14 protein-coding genes and 1 pseudogene are annotated in these 18,003 nt (G+C 61.9%); 11 read left to right on the top strand and 4 right to left on the bottom strand.

Annotated features, from left to right (window positions below; translation table 11 throughout):
- Positions 1-9: 9 nt before the first annotated feature.
- Positions 10-723: a transcriptional repressor LexA gene (lexA, locus tag HWX48_RS01340; RefSeq protein ID WP_175953910.1), complete on the bottom strand. Its 714-nt coding sequence runs from the start codon at positions 721-723 to the stop codon at positions 10-12.
- Positions 724-1,002: 279 nt separating this feature from the next.
- Between lexA and HWX48_RS11165 the strand changes: the two genes are divergently transcribed.
- Together HWX48_RS11165 and nrdR are read left to right on the top strand one after the other, a co-directional pair.
- Complete coding sequence (locus HWX48_RS11165) at positions 1,003-1,563, top strand: LysM peptidoglycan-binding domain-containing protein (protein ID WP_254872901.1); 561 nt, start codon at positions 1,003-1,005, stop codon at positions 1,561-1,563.
- Between the two features lie 115 nt (positions 1,564-1,678).
- Positions 1,679-2,125: pseudogene (gene nrdR, locus HWX48_RS01350) on the top strand (transcriptional regulator NrdR); the annotation flags it as partial.
- Between the two features lie 395 nt (positions 2,126-2,520).
- Here the strand turns inward: nrdR and serA are convergent.
- Both serA and HWX48_RS01360 read right to left on the bottom strand, forming a co-directional pair.
- Entirely contained in the window at positions 2,521-3,765 is a 1,245-nt protein-coding gene (gene serA / locus HWX48_RS01355; RefSeq protein WP_175953913.1) for a phosphoglycerate dehydrogenase, read from the bottom strand.
- Positions 3,766-3,834: 69 nt separating this feature from the next.
- Positions 3,835-6,120, bottom strand: coding sequence for an AAA family ATPase (locus HWX48_RS01360; protein ID WP_175953915.1), 2,286 nt, complete (start codon positions 6,118-6,120; stop codon positions 3,835-3,837).
- Between the two features lie 239 nt (positions 6,121-6,359).
- Between HWX48_RS01360 and HWX48_RS01365 the strand changes: the two genes are divergently transcribed.
- On the top strand, positions 6,360-8,000 hold the full coding sequence (locus HWX48_RS01365) for a PAC2 family protein (protein ID WP_175953918.1): 1,641 nt from the start codon (positions 6,360-6,362) through the stop codon (positions 7,998-8,000).
- On the opposite strand, the gene HWX48_RS01370 is transcribed toward HWX48_RS01365, so the two are convergent.
- A complete protein-coding gene (locus HWX48_RS01370; protein ID WP_175953920.1) occupies positions 7,994-8,851 on the bottom strand; it encodes a spermidine synthase in 858 nt (285 codons plus the stop codon). The two genes, HWX48_RS01365 and HWX48_RS01370, sit on opposite strands and share 7 nt — an antisense overlap.
- Before the next feature lie 98 nt (positions 8,852-8,949).
- On the opposite strand from HWX48_RS01370, the gene dinB reads away from it, so the two are divergent.
- From dinB to mraY, 8 genes are all read left to right on the top strand, one after another.
- The gene (gene dinB / locus HWX48_RS01375) at positions 8,950-10,209 is read left to right on the top strand and encodes a DNA polymerase IV (protein WP_175953922.1); all 1,260 of its coding nucleotides are present in this window, start codon (positions 8,950-8,952) and stop codon (positions 10,207-10,209) included.
- Between the two features lie 69 nt (positions 10,210-10,278).
- Positions 10,279-10,692, top strand: coding sequence for a DUF3040 domain-containing protein (locus HWX48_RS01380; RefSeq protein ID WP_175953924.1), 414 nt, complete (start codon positions 10,279-10,281; stop codon positions 10,690-10,692).
- Positions 10,693-11,513: 821 nt separating this feature from the next.
- Positions 11,514-11,945, top strand: a complete 432-nt coding sequence (gene mraZ / locus HWX48_RS01385) for a division/cell wall cluster transcriptional repressor MraZ (protein WP_175953927.1) — start codon at positions 11,514-11,516, stop codon at positions 11,943-11,945.
- 222 nt (positions 11,946-12,167) lie between these two features.
- Positions 12,168-13,262 (top strand): 16S rRNA (cytosine(1402)-N(4))-methyltransferase RsmH, encoded by a 1,095-nt coding sequence (gene rsmH, locus HWX48_RS01390; RefSeq protein ID WP_175953928.1) that lies wholly within the window; start codon positions 12,168-12,170, stop codon positions 13,260-13,262.
- Positions 13,259-13,657: a hypothetical protein gene (locus HWX48_RS01395; RefSeq protein WP_175953930.1), complete on the top strand. Its 399-nt coding sequence runs from the start codon at positions 13,259-13,261 to the stop codon at positions 13,655-13,657. Before rsmH ends, HWX48_RS01395 begins: the two co-directional genes overlap by 4 nt.
- Before the next feature lie 18 nt (positions 13,658-13,675).
- Positions 13,676-15,451: a penicillin-binding protein 2 gene (locus HWX48_RS01400; protein WP_175953932.1), complete on the top strand. Its 1,776-nt coding sequence runs from the start codon at positions 13,676-13,678 to the stop codon at positions 15,449-15,451.
- Positions 15,452-15,468: 17 nt separating this feature from the next.
- Positions 15,469-16,899 (top strand): UDP-N-acetylmuramoyl-tripeptide--D-alanyl-D-alanine ligase, encoded by a 1,431-nt coding sequence (murF, locus tag HWX48_RS01405; RefSeq protein WP_254872902.1) that lies wholly within the window; start codon positions 15,469-15,471, stop codon positions 16,897-16,899.
- On the top strand, positions 16,896-17,975 hold the full coding sequence (gene mraY / locus HWX48_RS01410; RefSeq protein WP_175953936.1) for a phospho-N-acetylmuramoyl-pentapeptide-transferase: 1,080 nt from the start codon (positions 16,896-16,898) through the stop codon (positions 17,973-17,975). Before murF ends, mraY begins: the two co-directional genes overlap by 4 nt.
- Positions 17,976-18,003 lie beyond the last annotated feature (28 nt).

An 18,003-nucleotide genomic window follows, 5' to 3' on the forward strand; every position in this document is an offset into this window, starting at 1 on the left:
TGCGGGGCGCTACAGGGAACGCAGCACGGTGACGACGCGGCCAAGGATGGTTGCCTCATCACCAAGGATTGGCGCGTAATCCTCGTTACGAGGCAGCAGCCAGACGTGCCCATCGGCACGCGAGAGGACCTTCACGGTGGCCTCGCCATCGATCATGGCAGCGACAATTTCCCCCTCATGGGCGGTGGCCTGGGAGCGGACAACAACGAAATCGCCGTCAAGAATGCCCGCATCCACCATGGAATCTCCGCTGACTTCGAGCATGAACAGCGTGCCTGAGCCGGTCAGGCGTGTGGGAAGTTCAAAGACGTCCTCGACGTACTGTTCGGCCGTGATGGGGGAGCCCGCCGCGATCCGGCCAACGAGGGGCACCGCCGCAGCTTCGCCCTCAGCGTGTGCGACGGGGAGTTCGATGGTGACAACCTTGGCCAGTGGTGCGTCAGTGTCGTGTGCGGGAGCGCCTGGAGGGGGAGGAACGTCAAGGCCGAGGAGCGCCTTAGCTTGTTCGGAGAGTTCCATTGCGCGAGGACGACCGGGAACGCGTTGGAGGTAGCCAGCCTCTTCAAGGGCGTCGAGGTGGTGCTTCACTGTTGAGGGCGAGGCGAGGCCAACAGCGGTGGCGATCTCTCGAACAGATGGGGGGAAGCCCTGGGCGGAGACAGCCTGATGGACCACCGTCAGGATAGAGAGCTGACGGGGCGTGAGCTCTGGTGTCGAGGTCATATCCGCTCCTTTGATGCTGGGTGTGTTGACAGGTCCACGGCCAGGTCCGCTCTGAGGTAGGGCGAGTGTTATGGGCGTTGATCTGCGTGTTCACGCAAATACGGGGTGCCTCTGGTGAAGTAGAAACATCGACCGAGGGCCTGTTCTTGAGATACAGCCTAAGGCACAAAACCCCAGAAGTGAAACATATGTTCGAGAGGTTCTCGACATTGGATCGTAGCCGTGTTATCGTACATCTGTTCGACGAACAGGTGTTCGATTGATGGAAAGGAGCTCACAATGAGCAACGCAAGCGCACAGCGTCAAATGGTGCAGCGTCAGCAGGCACAGTCTCAGGTCGCTCCGCTGCGTATCGTGGGTGGCACGCAGGCCCAGCCGTCAATCGCTACGGTCACCCCCATCTCCCAGGCGCCCTCTGCGCGTCTGCGTCGTGCCCGTCTCCTCGCAGAAGACCCGGCCATGCGTCGTCGTCCTGTGATCGACACAGGCGTATCCCGCGTTCGATCCCACACCTCGGCTCGCACTGCCAGCCAGCGCGCGCAGGCGCGCGGAGTCCAAGGGCAGCGTTCCTCACTGTCTTTCCTGCGTTCGGCGACCTACGCGGTGATCTTCGCCGTGTCTATTGTTGGCGCTGCTGCCTTGGGACTGTTCCTGCAGCCCACCCCCTACGCTGGTCCCACGATCGAACACAGTGTGGTTGCAGGGGATTCGGTGTGGTCGCTGGCAGCTGCGGTGGCGTCTGAGCGCCCCCTAGAGGAAGTCGTCTTGGATATCGAGCGCATGAATGATCTCAACGGCGCTCTGGTTCCCGGACAATCCCTCATTCTTCCGACCCGCTAAAAGGCGCGCGAGAACACGATAATATCGCGCACCACCGTCACAGGGGCATGGGCAATGTTGCATCTGGCGCACGTGAACCGTAGCGTATTCCTGAACAGTGTCAGGAGGCCCCCGCGTGCATTGCCCGTTTTGCCAGAGTCCGGATTCGCGTGTTGTTGATACTCGAATCGCAGATGATGGCGCCTCCATTCGCCGCCGCCGCGAGTGCACAGCCTGCAAGCACCGCTTCACCACCCTGGAAACCTCATCCTTCCAGGTCGTCAAACGTTCGGGCGTTGTCGAGCCTTTCTCGCGCAATAAGGTCGTTCAAGGCGTCATGAAGGCCTGCCAAGGCCGACCCGTCAATGAGCATGATCTCGCCCGCCTTGCCCAGCAGGTCGAAGAAAAACTTCGTACCTCCGGCGTCATCAATGTCAGTTCTGACGAGGTTGGCAAAGCCATCTTGCCCTTCCTCGCCCAACTCGACGAGATCGCCTACCTGCGTTTCGCCTCCGTCTACCTCAGCTTCAACGACCTGGATGATTTCGAAGCTGCTATCACCGAGTTGCGACAAAACGCCAAGCCAGACGCCAACACCAAGCCAGAGGCCAACGCCCAAACCAACAACTCAGGCGATTCAGCCCGCTCAGCAGCTGAAACGACCGCAGCACCTCAACGTGCAGCAGGGGCTGAATCTTCAGGCAAGCGCAAGACTGCGTCGCCAGCGTCGGCCAGTGCGAAAAAGTCTCAGGCGCGCTCTCACACGAGCCCTTCACAAGACCACCAATCCGGTGACGAGGCTCCGACCAAGGCCAGCCGCAAACGCCGCAGCCCTCGGAAGAAGGCCACGCAGGACGCGATGCCGAGCCTGCTTGACTCCTAAACAGGAGTAACTGCATCATCCTCGCACCCGACACGCCCGACGCGCGCGGCGTGCATGACAGAGGGGCGCCCATCGGGCGCCCCTCTCTTCGCGTCTCAGTCCCTACGCTGCCCGCAGGGGGATGGCACAGTGCCATCCAAAGCAGAAATATCCAAACGCACCGTGTCCGGCAGGGAACGGATTGCCTCGATGGCCTCGCAGGGAATCTCGGAGGAAATATCGGTCAACACATAACCAATGGCTTCAGCCGTAGCCAGGATCTGACCATCAATATTGGCCCCTGATTCGGCAAAGATGCGGTTAATGGTGGCGAGGACGCCGGGGGTGTTGTTGTGGATCAAGCGAATACGGTAGCGGCTCGACGCGCTGGGCTGGAGCTGCAGGTTAGGCAGGTTGACGCTCATGTCGGTCGAACCGGTGCGCATGAAGTCGCACATCTTCGCCGCAACAAAACGGCCAATATCGCGTTGAGCTTCCTCGGTGGAACCACCCACATGCGGGGTGAGGATGACATTATCCAAGCCCGCCAGGGGGGACTCGAAGGGATCACCATTGGCCTTGGGTTCTTCGGGGAAGACGTCCACGGCCGCACCGGCCAGATGCTTATTGACGAGGTTTTCACGCAGGGACTCCAGGTCCACCACGAAGCCGCGCGAGAGGTTAATGAACAAGGCTCCGGGCTTCATCTGCGCAAACTGAGCGGCACCGAACAGGTTCGCATTGGCTGCGCCGCCATCAACGTGGATGGAGACAATGTCAGCCTCACGGAGGACCGATTCCATAGTCGGCATCTGAGTGGCATTACCCAGGGCGAGGCGCTCAGCGGTGTCGTAGAAGATGACATTGAGGCCCATCGCCTCGGCCAGCACCGACAGCTGCTTGCCGATATTGCCATAGCCAATAATGCCCAAGGTTTGGCCGCGCACCTCGTGGGCACCATCAGCGGACTTATCCCAAATGCCGCGGTGCAGGCGAGAATTCTTCACCGTAATGCGGCGCGTCAACGCGATGATCTCACCCACGGCCAATTCCACCACCGAGCGGGTGTTGGAATAGGGGGCGTTAAAGACGGCGACGCCGAGCTCGGTTGCGGCAGGTAAATCAATCTGGTTGGTGCCAATGCAGAAGGCACCAATGGCGCGAAGTTGAGGGTGGGCTTCCAGGACGCGGCGGGTGACGTCGGTCTTGGAGCGGATACCCAGGTAGTGGACCCCCTTGAGGGCTTCAATGAGCTCGTCTTCGTCAAGGGCGCCGGTGTATCGGATCACCTCAACGCCTGCGGCTTCATAGATGGAGTCGGCAACTGAGTGGGGATTCTCAAGGAGGAGCACACGCGTCATGCCTTCAGAATGCCAGAGACGCCCCCGCACGCGCCCCACCCACCATCAAATGGACTGTGGTTCCGCTAACTATTCGCCGCCGCCCATACCTGCGGGTAGTGGCAAAGAGTGCACGACGTGCATGGATTGGGTGGCGCGAGTGAGGGCCACGAAAAGGTCGCCGGGCCCGTCAGCAAGGATTTCGGCGGGCTCGACAACGATGACGTGATCAAATTCAAGGCCCTTCACGCCCACAGCTCCCAGCAGACTCACGCGCTGTTCAAGCCCGGTGTAGCCCTCCACATCGGCCTTCCACACGCCAGCGCGTTCGTGTCCGACAACAACTGCCACGCGGCCCATGCCCTCACCCACCTGCGCATCAAGGCGCGCGCAGGCCTGCTCAACGGCCTGCTCAACGGCCGACCAGAGAGGGTCCTTGTCGGGGGTAGCCAGGGCGGCGCCCTCGACGGTGGACACCTGGTAGGCGTCCTCCACCTCGCGGACGGCAACCAGTTCGTGGAGCAGGGGTGAGCCCGCCTTCTCCATGACGGTGGCCGCCAGACGGGTCAGGGTGCCGGGCGTGCGGTAGGAGACGGTGAGAATATGCTCGCCCGTGTAGGCGCGAGCGGCGGGCCCCAGGGCGTCGGGCCAGGAGGTCGGGCGGGAGTGACCTCGTCGCTGGTCGAGGTCACCCACCACGGTGAAGGAGCGCGAGGGGCAGCGGCGCAGGAGGGCGCGCCAGGCCAGGGGGGAGAGGTCTTGGGCCTCGTCAACGACGATATGGCCGTAGGTCCACGAACGATCGGAGGCGGCCCTCTCAGCCAGGGGGGCGACCTCGGTGTAGCCGCGGGCGGAGGCAGCGAGCATCTCGGCGGTGACAATGCCACCCCCCAGGCCCTGGGCACTAATGGCCTCCTGGGCGCGGGCGAGTTCTTCGGCCTCCTCGGCGGCGCGCTCGGCGCTGGAGTGCTGCTCAAAGGGGGCGAAGGGCCCCAGGTGCTCTTCGAGCTCATCCAGGATTGGCACATCAGAGACAGTCAACGGTGCGCCCTTCGCGCGGCGCAGGAGCGCACAATCAGCAGCCGACAGGGGCGAACCCGCCCGACGGTTGACCTCTGCGAGGAAATCAGGGCGCGCCCACAGGCGCTCCAACAATGTCACCGACGAGGTCGGCATCCACGCGAGGTTAATGGCGCGGCGCGCATCCATGCTGGCACGCACCTCGTTCTTCCACATGCGCAGGTCATCGGGGTCAATACTGGCCTCATCACGCGTCTCTTTGGCCTCAATAATGATGCGCTTAGCCAGGACATCAATGAGTTCGAGGGCAAAACCCTCACGCGCCACATTGTGAGGCCTGCCGCTGCGGCGAGCACGGGCCCGCGCCGCAGAAATATCCGAACGCTTCAAAGTCACGCTGCGGCTCCACACGCGAAGCTCCACATCGGCCTCCGGGACGCGCTCAATGGCGCGCACAGCCAGGCGGGCAAGATCAGCCCACACTTCACGGCCCTTCACCTCGGCGACGGCCTCGTCATCGAAGGTGCGCGCCTTCACTCCCGGCACCAGATCCCCCATGGTCAGGGACACGACGCCGGACTCACCCAGGGAGGGCAGGACCTGTTCGATGTAGCGCAGGAATACGCGCGAGGGGCCAATAATGAGCACGCCGGAGCGTTCCAGGCGCTCGCGCTGGGCGTAGAGCAGGTAGGCGGCGCGATGCAGGGCAACGGCGGTCTTGCCGGTGCCCGGCCCGCCTTGCAATACCAGCAGGCCGTCGTCGTCAGCGCGGATGACAGCGTCTTGTTCGGCCTGGATGGTGGCGACAATATCGCCCATGCGGCCATCGCGGGCCTTACCCAAGGCTGACATGAGAGCACCCTCGCCTTGAAGGGAGGACGCATCCACGGCCTCGGCGTCGGCGACAAGCAGGTCATCCTCGAGGGAGATCACGCGCCGGGCGCGGGTTTGAATGTGGCGGCGGCGCACAATCCCCAAGGGGTCCTTGCCGGTGGCCTGGTAGAAGGGACGGGCGGCGGGGGCACGCCAGTCCACAAGAAGGGTCGTGGCGTCCTCGTTGGACAGGGCGGTTCGGCCAATGTAGCGGGCCTCCCCCTCGTCAGTGTCGAGGCGGCCAAACACCAGGCGATCCTCAACGTGCTCAAGGCGGGCGGCCACGTCCCCGAGGTGGGCGGCAATGGCATCGCGTTCGGTCCAGCCCTGGGCGTTGCCGACGCCGTGGTTGGCGTGGACGGACTGTTGGGTGGAGCGGTAGGCGGCACGCAGGGCGTCGAGGCGCTCGTAGGCGCGGTCGACGAAACCCTGTTCGACGGCGAACTCTGCCTGTGTTGCGTCGGCAGAATCGTTGTGTGCCATATCCGCCCTTTCGGTAGGGAAGCAGTGAGGGGCTCAAAAGGCCGGTTGTCTATTCTTCCCGATTTGGGGCGCGCGTGCCGCGTGCGACTCCTCACGTCGTCTGCCATGTGGTGTGGTCCGCAGCCATGTGGTGTTGGCCCGCTAAAGTGTGGACAATGCGCCAAGCATGTAGTTTGGAGGGAGGGGAATGGCACTCCGCCAGCCTCCACATGACCGCCAGTAGCTCGAAAGGAGGCGTCATGACTGATACATCTAGCCCCAGCTCCATCCAGCCCAGCTCACCTAGCTCCAGCAGCGACCTCTTTTCTTTTGGCCCCGCAATGGGGAGTCAATCACCGATTCTGCTCACTCATTTTGATGGGGCGATGGATTCGGGGATGGCTGGCCGCCTGGCTGTTGTGCAGATGCTGCGCACCCTGCCTGCCCAGCGCGTGGCGACTTTTGATTCTGATCAGCTCATCGACTACCGCGCGCACCGTCCGATCGTCACCGTTGATGACTGGGTGACGACGGGCATGGAGGTGCCGACGATCGCCTTGGATCTGCTCCATGACGATACGGGTGCGCCCCTGCTGCTGTTGCACGGGCCGGAGCCGGATTTGCGTTGGGAAGGTTTCTCTCAGGCCGTTGCGGATTTGGCTCGCGAGGCCGGCGTAGAGTTGACCGTGTCGCTGCACGGCTTGCCCTCCGGTGTGCCGCACACGCGTCCGGTTCAGGTGCACGTGCATGCGACGGATGGTTCCCTGGTGCCTGATCAGGCGCAGATGGTGACACCGTTGCAGTTTCCCTCGCCCCTGTCGATTTTCCTGCAGACGCGCTTGAGTACGGTGGGGATTGATGGGGTGGCGTTGTTGGCTTCGGTGCCCTACTACATGACGGAGAATGCGTTCCCGGCGGCGTCCTCGGCGATGCTCAAGCGCCTGTCGGAGATGACGGGTTTGGCTCTGCCTGTGGGTGATTTGGAGCGTGGCGCGGCGGATGACATGGCGGCGATTAGTGCGCTGGTGGATTCTAATCCGGAGATTGCGCAGACGGTTGTCGCCCTGGAGAAAACCTTCGATGCTCTTGATTTGAGGTCTCAGGCGCCCGATTTGTCGATTGACGAGGCTATTGCTGGTGCGTCATCGGCGGATTTTGATGCGGCTTTGGGGGATGATTTGAGTGCCTCCGTGGAGGCGTACTTAGCGACCGTTGAGCGTTTCGAGAAGGAGGACGCTCAGGCCGTTGAGAATGTCATGCGGATGGTGTCGCTCCTGGAGGACGCGGCTGCTCGTACAGCGAATGCGGCCCCGGAGGTAAAGAAGGAGGCTGGCGCGCCCGGTGAAGGCGCCGACACGGGTGGCACTGTCGCGGGCGAGCCGAGCATTCCGGCCAGTGAGGTCAATGCGGAGGCTGAAGCGATTGTCGAGGACGTCGCCACCGCCGAGGTGCCCGACCAGTTTTCCTCCCGTGAGAGTGATGATGACCTGACGCGGGACATTCCCGTCATCCGCCCATGGCAGCGACTCTCTGCCCGAGGAATGGCGCCGGCTGAGCCTGAGTCGGCTGAGCCTGAGTCGATTGGGACTGAGTCGATTGAGACTGCGCTGACTGAGGCTGGGTCGATTGAGACTGCGCAGGCACAGGCTGTGGAGGCTGATCAAGCTACGCCTCCTGCCGCCCCTGGGCGCCAGGTGCCCGCCGAAATCGAAGCCGTCCTCAAACGCATTGCCGAGCGCGAAGCCCGCAAGGAACAAGGCCTCCCGCCCCTGCCCAGCGAACCGCGTCATAATGGCGAACCAGGCGACGCCAACTCAGGTGACGACGCCAACTCAGGTGACGACGCCAACTCAGGTGACGACGCCAACTCAGGTGACGGCGACGGCCTCGTCAATCACTGAGGCGACCACCCCACCTGCGTATCGCGCAGGGACTTCGCACCCGCCTGCCACCTGCGCACCTCATCAGCGCGCATAATCCGCGCCGGAAGAGGCAGGCGCCGCAGCAAACGGTCGACCTCGTCGCACACAGCCTCCGGTGAAGTCCCCAGGATCTGGCCCTCCTCGTCGCGCAGGGGAGAAAACGCGCACAGGACCACATTGCCGCGACGCCCATTGCGCCCCACCTTCGGGTCCGCAATTGCCACCACCACCTCAAAGGCGCGGGCAAGGGCCTCGACCTCGGTGCGCGCATCCGACCCGCCCCCATGACCCGCGTTCAACGCATAAAAACCACCGGGGCGTAGCGCGCGAGCAGCCGCCTGCGCCGCCTCAACGGTCGCCAGGTGAGCGGGCACAATCCCGTGATCAAAAGCGTCACGGACTATGACATCCCAACTGCCCTCCCGCGTCGTATCCAACACTCGACGCCCATCCTCCACGCGAATCTTCAACTCCGGGGAACGCGGCAGATCAAACCACTCGCGCACCAGATCCACCAGCTGCGCGTCGACCTCCACAGCCGTCTGACGCGACCCCGGCCTGCGCCGCGCCCACGCCCACGGCAACGCACACGCAGCCCCACCCACATGCAGAGCCTTCAGCGGCCGATCCGCACCGAAAAACACCTGAGCAAGCACATCAATGTGCTGCATGTACTCAAACTCCAAGTGTTCAGGATGCTCCACATCTACGCACGAAGACTCCACCGACCCAAGAAAGACGGTCGCCCGCGAACCATCCCAGATCAACGATGCCGACCCAGAAGAAACCTCGCGCTGTTCCATGCCGCGCCCCGAACGATGTGATGCCATGACGCACAGCCTACAGGCAAGCCCCCGCACGCCCGCAGCCCACCCCTGCGTAGGATAGGAGGCGCACAGCGCAGCGGCACAGAAAGGAGAGCAGGACCATGTCCAACGCGCCCCGCTCCCCACACGCCCGCCGCAACTGGGGAGACGACGACACCGGAGCCGACATCCTCCACGTCGACATGGACTCCTTCTACGCACAAGTTGAACTCAAAGAAAACCCCGACCTCGCAGGCAGGCCCGTCATCGTCGCCGGCAGTAGCGCTCGCGGGGTCGTCACCTCCGCCACCTACGAGGCCCGCGCCCTCGGCGTCCGCGCTGGCATGCCCACCATGCAGGCACGCTCCCTGTGCCCCAACGCCCACTTCGTCCACTCGCCCATGAGCCTCTACCGCCACTACTCGGCCCGCGTCATGAGCATCATCGCCGAATTCACCCCCGTCGTCGAACAGCTCTCCATCGACGAAGCGTTCATGGACGTCTCCGGCTCCCACCGCAGGCTCGGCTCCTCCACCCACATCGCCCGCAACCTCCGTGAACGCATCCGCAGCGAGGTCGGCCTGCCCGCCTCCGTCGGGATAGCCAGCGTGAAATCCGTCGCCAAGATCGCCTCCGCCCACGCTAAACCCGACGGCCTGCTCCTCATCCCACAGGCCGCCACCGTCGACTTCCTCCACTCCCTACCCGTCGGAGCCCTCTGGGGGGTCGGCGCAAAAACGGAAGAAATCCTCCGCCAACGCGGCATTGACACCGTCGCAGAACTCGCCCACACGCCCATCCACGACCTCCACCGATGGATCGGCGCAGCCTCCGCACACCACCTTCACAACCTCGCCTGGGGAATAGACCCACGCAGCGTCGCCCCACGGCCTGTCGAAAAATCCATCGGCACCGAACGCACTTTCGAGCGCGACTTGAAAAACCCCGAAGAAATCGACGCATTCCTCCTCGAAGCCGCCCACGACTGTGCCCGCCGACTCCGCAGAGCCCACATGGTCGCCTGGACAGTCAGCATCAAAATCAGAGACGCCAACCGGCACACCATCACACGCTCAGCCACCCTCAGTATCCCCACCGATCTTGGCCGTACCATCGGCGAGCACGCCCAAGCCCTCCTCCATGCCGAAGGAATACCCGTTGCTGGAGTCAGACTCCTCGGCGTGCGCGCCGAAACCCTCCAGTCACGCCAAGACGGGGTAGCCGTCGCCCTTGACGATGACGGTCGACCTCGCGCCACCGAAGAAGCAATGGACACCATCGCCCAACGCTTCGGTCGCGGCGCCCTCGCGCCGGCCTCCCTTCTCGGCACCAGCAAACTACGAGTTCAGGTAACTCCCAGCGAAGGGGAGTTTCAGGACTGAAATAGGCCAATAGAGCGATAACCGGTACACTGCAATCACACGACGAATCACGCAGCAAGGAGGTGCGAGATGGCCCTGTCAGAATACGAGAAGCAAGTTCTTCAAGAACTTGAGGCAGAGTTTTCCCGTGATAGCTCGGAAGCTGCAACATCAGCGTCAAGGCTTGCCGCCCAAATGGACAAAGCCGACAACCCGCGCGCTCGCGGGCACTTCGTCCCCCGCTACGTTGCCGCTGGGTCCGTCATTGCCGTCATCGGCTTGGGTATCCTCCTTGCAGCCGTCACCTTGGGCTACAGCCTGTGGTCAATCCTCCTTGGCGTCGTCGGATTCGTCTCCATGCTTGGCGGCATCATGCTTGCCCTCCACACCCAGCCCTCCACCGGGAAGAAGCCTGCGAAGGCGGCGAAAACTCCGCGAGGCCGATCCTGGCAGACCTTCATTGACCGGCAAGAACGCCGATGGGACGACCGCCGACACGGCTAATAGCGGGCGAGAAGCTGAAGGGGCTCCCGGGAGTACCTGCACAGGGGTTGCGCGTCAGGCGCAGCCCCTTTTGTGTTGCTGCCTGCCTGGCTTTCGCACACTGCGTTGCTGCCTGCCTGGCTTTTGCACACTGCGTTGTAGTTTGCACACCGCATAACCCCCAGAAAGTGCAACGCCCCTCCCATGGGGTGGGGGTGTGTGCCCGGCTTTTGCACACTGCGTTGCTGCCTGCCTGGCTTTTGCACACTGCGTTGTAGTTTGCGCACCGCATAACCCCCAGAAAGTGCAACGCCCCTCCCATGGGGTGGGGGTGTGTGCCCAGGCAAGCCGCAAGCAGCGCGCGCCGCCGCCCCACTTTGCTCCTCCACTCCCACCCGGCCTCCACTCCCACCCCGGCATCCACCACTTCCCACCCCGGGCTCCTCCATTTCCCACCACAACCTCCTCCACTTCCTCCCACCACACCTTGCCGGAGGGCTCTTCTCCTCGGAACTTTCACGCCCTGAGAGGGAGGCTGAACACTCCTTTGCCTGCGGAAACGTAGGGCTAGTCGAGGTTTGCGCGGGGAGGTGCATGCGGAATGGGCTCGGAAAGCGCTGGAGTGGCGGCGGGCACCTCGTGCATTGGGGGGAGGTGGGAATCGAGGCTGAATCCGACGCGCCGCGCAAAAAACCCTCCACTTTACTCCACCCCTATTTTTCGCTGAAATTCAGCCAATTTTCTCTTCCGAAACGCTGAAAAATCCGCTTGGGGGTGTTAATGGTGGTGGAAGGTGGGGTAAAGTGGGGGCTAATGTCACACGATGGGGAAGGGGGTGGCGCATGTTTCTCGGTACCTACGAGCCAAAGCTCGATGACAAGGGCCGCGTGATCCTGCCTGCCCGCTTCCGCGACGACATGGAGGGCGGCATCGTCCTCACCCGAGGACAAGAGCGCTGCATCTACGCCTTCCCCGCGCATGAGTTTGAGGTCATGACCCAAGAACTCCGCCGTGCTCCGCTGTCCTCAAAGCAAGCGCGTGACTGGATTCGCGTCATGCTTTCGGGTGCCTACAAGGAAGTGCCCGACAAGCAAGGTCGCATCACAGTCCCCGCAGACCTGCGTACCTACGCAGGTCTTGGCCGTGAACTGGTTGTCATTGGCGCCGGATCGCGAGCCGAAATATGGAATGCCGACTCCTGGAAGGACTACCTGTCCGAACAGGAAGAGGTCTTCTCCAACACAGCTGAAGAAATTATCCCGGGCATGTTCTGACTCGTTGAGTGAGGTCTCCGCCCGCTGTTCTGTCTCTTCTTCCCCTTTGACAGAGCACGGTGGGGGACCTCGCCCAACGAAGCGAACACACCCACCGCGCGCGAGGCCGGGGCCTCGCGAGGCAATACCGAGGCCTTGGCCTCGCCACACAACAACGAGGCACTCGCCTCGCCACACATGCGAAGCACAGTGCTTCGCACGAACCGCCGAAGGAGGTGACCCATGGCAAGCGACACCACGGACCCTGCTGACATCAGCGACGCCCCTGAGGCCGATCACGCCGCCAACGCCGCCAACACAGCCAACACAGCCAACACGCCCAACGCCCCCCAGTCGCATGACGGCGCGCGTGACGCCGCACAACTGCACATCCCCGTGCTCCTCAACGAATGCCTCGACATGCTTGAGCCTGCCATCGCTCACTCCGGCGCTATCCTCATCGACTGCACCCTGGGCATGGGCGGTCACACCGAGGGCGCACTCCGGCGTTTCCCAGAGCTGACCGTCATCGGCATTGACCGCGACCCGGAAGCAATCACCCTCGCCTCGCGGCGCCTGGCGCCCTTCGGTGAGCGTTTCCAGGCCGTCAACACCACCTACGACCATGTGGACGAGGTCGCCTCCGAGTTCGGCAACGATGGCCTCGTTGACGGCATTCTCATGGACTTAGGCGTGTCCAGCTTGCAGCTTGACGAGGTTGAACGCGGCTTCTCCTACTCCAAAGACGCGCCCCTGGACATGCGCATGAATCCATCCAAGGGCGTTAGCGCAGCCCAGCTGCTCGCCACGGCGACGGAACGTGAACTGGCGCGCATTCTCAAGGTCTATGGGGAAGAAAAATTCGCTTCACGCATTGCCCGCATGATCGTTGAGCGTCGCCAGAGTGCGCCGCTGGAACGCACGGGCGAGCTTGCTGATCTGGTTCGTGACGCTATCCCGGCGCCTGCGCGGCGCACGGGAGGTAACCCTGCGAAGCGAACCTTCCAGGCTCTGCGTATTGCCGTCAATGACGAGTTGACGATTCTTGAGGAGGCGCTGCCGCGCGCACTGTCCCATCTGCGGGTGGGCGGGCGCCTCGTCGTCGAGTCCTACCAGTCCCTGGAGGACCGCATTGTCAAAACGATCCTTCGTGAAGGAAGCGAAGATCGCACGCCGCCGGGCTTGCCTTTCGTGCCGCCCGACATGCGACCCAGCCTTCGTTTGCTCACCCGCGGTGCGGGCAGGGCTGACGAGGCTGAGCTCGCCCGTAACCCTCGATCTGCTCCGGTGCGCTTGCGCGGGGCTGAACTGATAGAACCTTGGAGGAATAGAGCATGAGCGCATCGAGTGCCGCACGCACGCGTCCAGCATCCCGTCCCGATTTCCTCCACGAGGTCTCCACACCGCAGCTTCGTGTTGTCGAGGGCGTGAGTCAACGCCGACGCCTCCTCCCGATTGTTGTGGTGATCGTGCTGGTGTTGGTCACGGCGATTGTCGTTCCGATGGTGTTGAACACGCGGATGGCGCAGACTTCTTTTGCGATTCGTGAGCAACAACTCGAATTGAATCGCCTGGAAGCGGAGGCGTGGACAGCTCGCACTAAGCTTCGTGAAGTATCCTCACCGGGGAACCTTGAAAAGGCCGCGAAGAACATGGGCATGGTTCCAGCCGCGAAAACGGGCATTATCACCCTGTCGAGCGGGACCATCGAAGGCGGTAATTCGGCTCGATAATCGGGAAGGGAACACCACATGTTGTCACACTCAAGGCCACGCTGGCTCCACATTGGATTCAGCGTGGCCTTGTGTCTGTGTGCGGTGAATCTATTCTGGATTCAGGTGATCCAAGGGCCAGTGTTGGCCGCTGAAGGTCAGCAGCTGCGCACTTCCGCGTCGGAGATTCCTCCTCGCCGTGGGGCGATTGTTGACGCGAAGGGCATGATCCTGGCTGACTCTGTACAGACCTACCACATTGCCGTTAATCAAAAGAACATTCTCAACTACGTGCACTGGGAGAAGATCACTGGCCCCGACGGCAAGGAAGACTGGGTTGTCCGAGGCCGTGGCCCGGCGGAGGCTGCTCGTCAGTTGGCGCCACTGCTGGGGATGGATGAAGCTGAGCTTGGCGGCAAGATGGTGGGGACATCGCCGTATTCCTACCTGAAGAAGAACGTTGACGCGGTGACGTATCGCCAGATTCGCGCCCTCGATATTCATGGTATTGAGTGGGAGTCAGTGTTTGAGCGCATCTATCCCAATGGTGCGACGGCTGCCCCGCTGCTGGGCAAGTTGGGTAACCGTGACGAGAACTCGGTCAAGCCTGAGGGCGTGTCGGGTTTGGAGCTTACTTTCGAGGAGCTGCTGCGCGGCACGCCGGGCAAGGAGGCCTACGAGATCGCTCCCAATGGCGCGATTATGCCCGGTGGGAAGCGGGTCAGTGAGGAGCCATTGGATGGGGCGACGCTGACGACGACCCTGCACGGCGACTTGCAGCACTTGATTCAGGATTCTCTCAATGCCCGGGTGGCTAAGCATCAGGCTGACTGGGGTGCGGTGGTCATTCAGGAGGTGTCCACCGGTCGGATCCTGGTGATGGCGGATTCGAATGCGAAGGACCCGTCGACTGATGATGTGCAGGCTGTCGCTTCAGTCCAGTACGCCGTTGAGCCTGGTTCGGTGGGGAAGGTCGTGACGATTGCGACGGCTTTGGATAAGGGAACGGTGGATCCAACGACGGTGTTCACTGTCCCGTATTCCATTGAGCCTGCGGATGCTGGCGGTCCGATTAGTGACTTCCATGTGCATGAGACGATGCCGATGACGACGACGGGGATCCTTGCGGAGTCGTCGAATACCGGCACGGTGGCTGTTGGTGAGACCGTGTCTGATCAGGATCGTTACGAGATGATGCAGCGGCTGGGGTTTGGTGCTGCGACCGGCGTCGAGTTGCCGGGCGAGTCTGCTGGCGTGGTGCGTCCTGCTTCCGAGTGGGTGGGGCGTGACCGTTATGTGACGATGTTTGGTCAGTCGTATTCGGTGACAGTGCTGCAGGAAGCCTCGCTGATGGCGACGATTGGCAATGGGGGAGTGCGGATGCCTCCGCGCATTGTGGATTCCTGGACGATGCCTGATCAGACGGTCCACACGCCTGAACCGGTCAAGCCTGTTGAGGTGATGAAGCCCGAGACTGCTCGCAAGCTCATCACCATGATGGAGTCGGCTGTGCATGAGCCTTTGGGGACGGGTCAGCCTGCGAAGGTTGAGGGCTACCGTGTTGCGGTGAAGACGGGTACGGCCGATATCTTCGTTGATGGTGCGCCTGCTGTGGTGTCGACGACTGCGGGTGTTGTTCCGGCCGAAGCTCCCAGGTTGGCGGTGGCCGTGGTGCTCTACAATCCGAAGGTTGGCTTGTTGTCATCGGAGTCGGCGGCACCGCTGTTTAGTGAGGTCGTCACTCAGGCGGTAAGGAACCTGTCGATCCCGGCTTCGGCAACGCCCCCGACTTTGTACGACAGCTACCCCAAGTAATGCCATGGTTATGCTGAATGATGGCAGAGTTCCAGGAAGGACATTCGATGCGTAGACCGGTGGATTGGATTGCCACGGCCGTCAACGGTCGCCTCGTTGGTCATACCAACGACGAGGTGAACGCGGTGGTGACGGACTCGCGTGAGGCTTCCCCCGGAGCGCTCTATGTTGCTCGTCGTGGAGAGAACTCTGACGGTCATGAGTACATTGATGCGGCGATCACCAATGGCGCAGTGGCGGTCATGGTGGAGGTCGAGCGCGAGGAGTGCTCTGTGCCTCAGATCGTTGTGGAGGAGTCGACGGTGGCGTTGGGCCGCTTGGCGCACGCTCATCTGGAGGATCTGCGCGCTACCGGGATGATTGAGGTCGTTGCTGTGACCGGTTCGGCGGGGAAGACGACGACGAAGGATCTGCTCGCTCAGATCCTGGGGTCGAAGGCTGCGACGGTTGCGCCGAAGTTGTCGTTCAATAACGAGGTTGGCTTGCCGTTGACGGTATTGAAGGCCGAGGCTGACACTCGCTATCTTGTCCTGGAAATGGGGGCTTCGGGCGCTGGTCACCTGCGTTACCTCACTGATATTGCCGCCCCGGATATTGCTATTGAGTTGATGGTGGGTCACGCTCACCTGGGTGGTTTTGGTTCCGTTGAGGGTATTGCCCACGCGAAGGCTGAACTGGTGGAGGGCCTGCGTCCGCAGGGGACGGCTGTGCTGAACGCCGATGACCCGTATGTGCGTGCGATGGCGGAGAAGGCTCCTGCTGCAGTGCGCTACTTCAGTACCCGGGGCGCTGACGATGCCCACTATAGGGCTGAGGACCTGTCGATTGATGAGCATGATCGTGCTTCTTTTACCCTTTGCGCAGGGGAGGACTGCGCCGCTGTTTCCCTGAAGCTTGTGGGCCCGCATCATGTTCATAATGCTCTGGCGGCAGCTTCGGCTTGCTGTGAGCTCGGCTTGAGTGTGGGGGATGTTGCTGCGGTTCTGAACGAGGCTCGACCCCTGTCCCCCCATCGCATGGATGTGCAGGAGATGACCCTGGCTGGTCACCCCGTGGTGCTCATTGACGACTCTTACAATGCCAATGTTGATTCCATGCGTGCGGCCCTGTCCTCGTTGGGACGTTTGGGATTGGATCGGGTCAAGATCGCTGTCCTGGGTGAGATGCTCGAGTTGGGTGAGGCAAGTGAGGCTACCCACCGTGAGGTTGGCCAGATGGCCCGCGAAGCGGGAGTGTCCTTGCTGGTCGCTCTAGGCCAGGAAGCCGGCCCTTACTGTGAGGGGCATGATTCAGACACGCGGACGGTGCAGGTTTTCTCCCCTGAGGAAGCCTGCGATGCTGTGATAGAGGCAGTAGCCGAAGAAGCGGTTATTGTGGTGAAGGGTTCCTTGGGTTCAGGAGCCTGGCGTGTCGCTGATGCCCTGAAGGAAAGGGGAGTGGCCCTGTGATTGGGTTGATTGTTGCCTTTATTGTGGGCATCGGGCTGTCGATTACCCTCACCCCGGTCTTCATTCGTTTCCTTGTGCGCAACGAGTTTGGTCAGTTCATCCGTCAGGATGGCCCGACCGGGCATCTCACTAAGCGTGGCACTCCCACGATGGGTGGCGTTGTCTTTATTTTTGCGACGGTGGTGGCTTGGCTGGCGGGCTCTCTCATTAATGGGGGCGTCGACTGGTCCTCTTTCCTGCTGGTGTTCCTCTTTGTGGGCTTGGGCGTCATTGGCCTTTTGGATGACGGTATTAAGATCCGCAAGCAGCGTTCCCTTGGTTTGCATGCTGGTGCGAAGATCATTGGCCAGCTCGTTATTGCTTCACTCTTTGCTGTGGGCGCCCTGTATAACCCGGGCGACCATGATGTTGCGCCTGCCTCGACGACGATTTCTTTTGCTCGCCCCAGCGGCATTGACCTGATGTTCCTGGGTTTTGGGGTGGGCGTTGTCTTTTTCCTTCTGTGGGTGAACTTCTTGATCGCGGCGTGGTCGAATGCCGTGAATCTCACTGACGGTCTGGATGGCTTGGCAACGGGCGCTTCGATCTTTGCCTTTGGCGCCTACATGGTGATTGCTTACTTCCAGCGCATTCAGGCCTGCGGCGGCACGCTGAATGTGTCTGCCTGCTACGAGACGCGTGATCCTTTGGCGTTGGCGGTGTTCTGTGCGGCGCTGGTGGGTGCTTTGGCTGGCTTCTTGTGGTGGAATGCGTCTCCTGCGCAGATCTTCATGGGTGACACGGGTGCCCTTGCGCTGGGTGGTGCTTTGGCGGGTCTGTCGATTCTGACGAATACGCAGTTCCTCGCGGTCATTATTGGTGGCCTTTTCGTTGCGGTGACCGTCTCTGATGTCATTCAGATTGGCGTGTTCAAGATGACGGGTAAGCGCGTGTTCCGCATGGCGCCGCTGCATCATCACTTTGAGTTGCTCGGCTGGAAGGAAGTGACGATCGTGATTCGCTTCTGGCTGGTCGCTGCGCTCTTTGCTGCTGTGGGCGTGGGCATGTTCTACGCGGAGTGGGTGTCAAAGCTGTGAGCCTTGAAGCTGTGAGCAACGGTCCTTC

The sequence above is a fragment of the Schaalia sp. Marseille-Q2122 genome, assembly GCF_903645355.1.
GTDB lineage: Bacteria > Actinomycetota > Actinomycetes > Actinomycetales > Actinomycetaceae > Pauljensenia.

What these genes read in the sequence shown, in the direction of transcription:
- lexA (WP_175953910.1), bottom strand. Translation starts at nt 723, where the DNA reads ATGACCTCGACACCAGAGCTCACGCCCCGTCAGCTCTCTATCCTGACG.
- HWX48_RS11165 (WP_254872901.1), top strand. Translation starts at nt 1,003, where the DNA reads ATGAGCAACGCAAGCGCACAGCGTCAAATGGTGCAGCGTCAGCAGGCA.
- serA (WP_175953913.1), bottom strand. Translation starts at nt 3,765, where the DNA reads ATGACGCGTGTGCTCCTCCTTGAGAATCCCCACTCAGTTGCCGACTCC.
- HWX48_RS01360 (WP_175953915.1), bottom strand. Translation starts at nt 6,120, where the DNA reads ATGGCACACAACGATTCTGCCGACGCAACACAGGCAGAGTTCGCCGTC.
- HWX48_RS01365 (WP_175953918.1), top strand. Translation starts at nt 6,360, where the DNA reads ATGACTGATACATCTAGCCCCAGCTCCATCCAGCCCAGCTCACCTAGC.
- HWX48_RS01370 (WP_175953920.1), bottom strand. Translation starts at nt 8,851, where the DNA reads ATGGCATCACATCGTTCGGGGCGCGGCATGGAACAGCGCGAGGTTTCT.
- dinB (WP_175953922.1), top strand. Translation starts at nt 8,950, where the DNA reads ATGTCCAACGCGCCCCGCTCCCCACACGCCCGCCGCAACTGGGGAGAC.
- HWX48_RS01380 (WP_175953924.1), top strand. Translation starts at nt 10,279, where the DNA reads ATGGCCCTGTCAGAATACGAGAAGCAAGTTCTTCAAGAACTTGAGGCA.
- mraZ (WP_175953927.1), top strand. Translation starts at nt 11,514, where the DNA reads ATGTTTCTCGGTACCTACGAGCCAAAGCTCGATGACAAGGGCCGCGTG.
- rsmH (WP_175953928.1), top strand. Translation starts at nt 12,168, where the DNA reads ATGGCAAGCGACACCACGGACCCTGCTGACATCAGCGACGCCCCTGAG.
- HWX48_RS01395 (WP_175953930.1), top strand. Translation starts at nt 13,259, where the DNA reads ATGAGCGCATCGAGTGCCGCACGCACGCGTCCAGCATCCCGTCCCGAT.
- HWX48_RS01400 (WP_175953932.1), top strand. Translation starts at nt 13,676, where the DNA reads ATGTTGTCACACTCAAGGCCACGCTGGCTCCACATTGGATTCAGCGTG.
- murF (WP_254872902.1), top strand. Translation starts at nt 15,469, where the DNA reads ATGATGGCAGAGTTCCAGGAAGGACATTCGATGCGTAGACCGGTGGAT.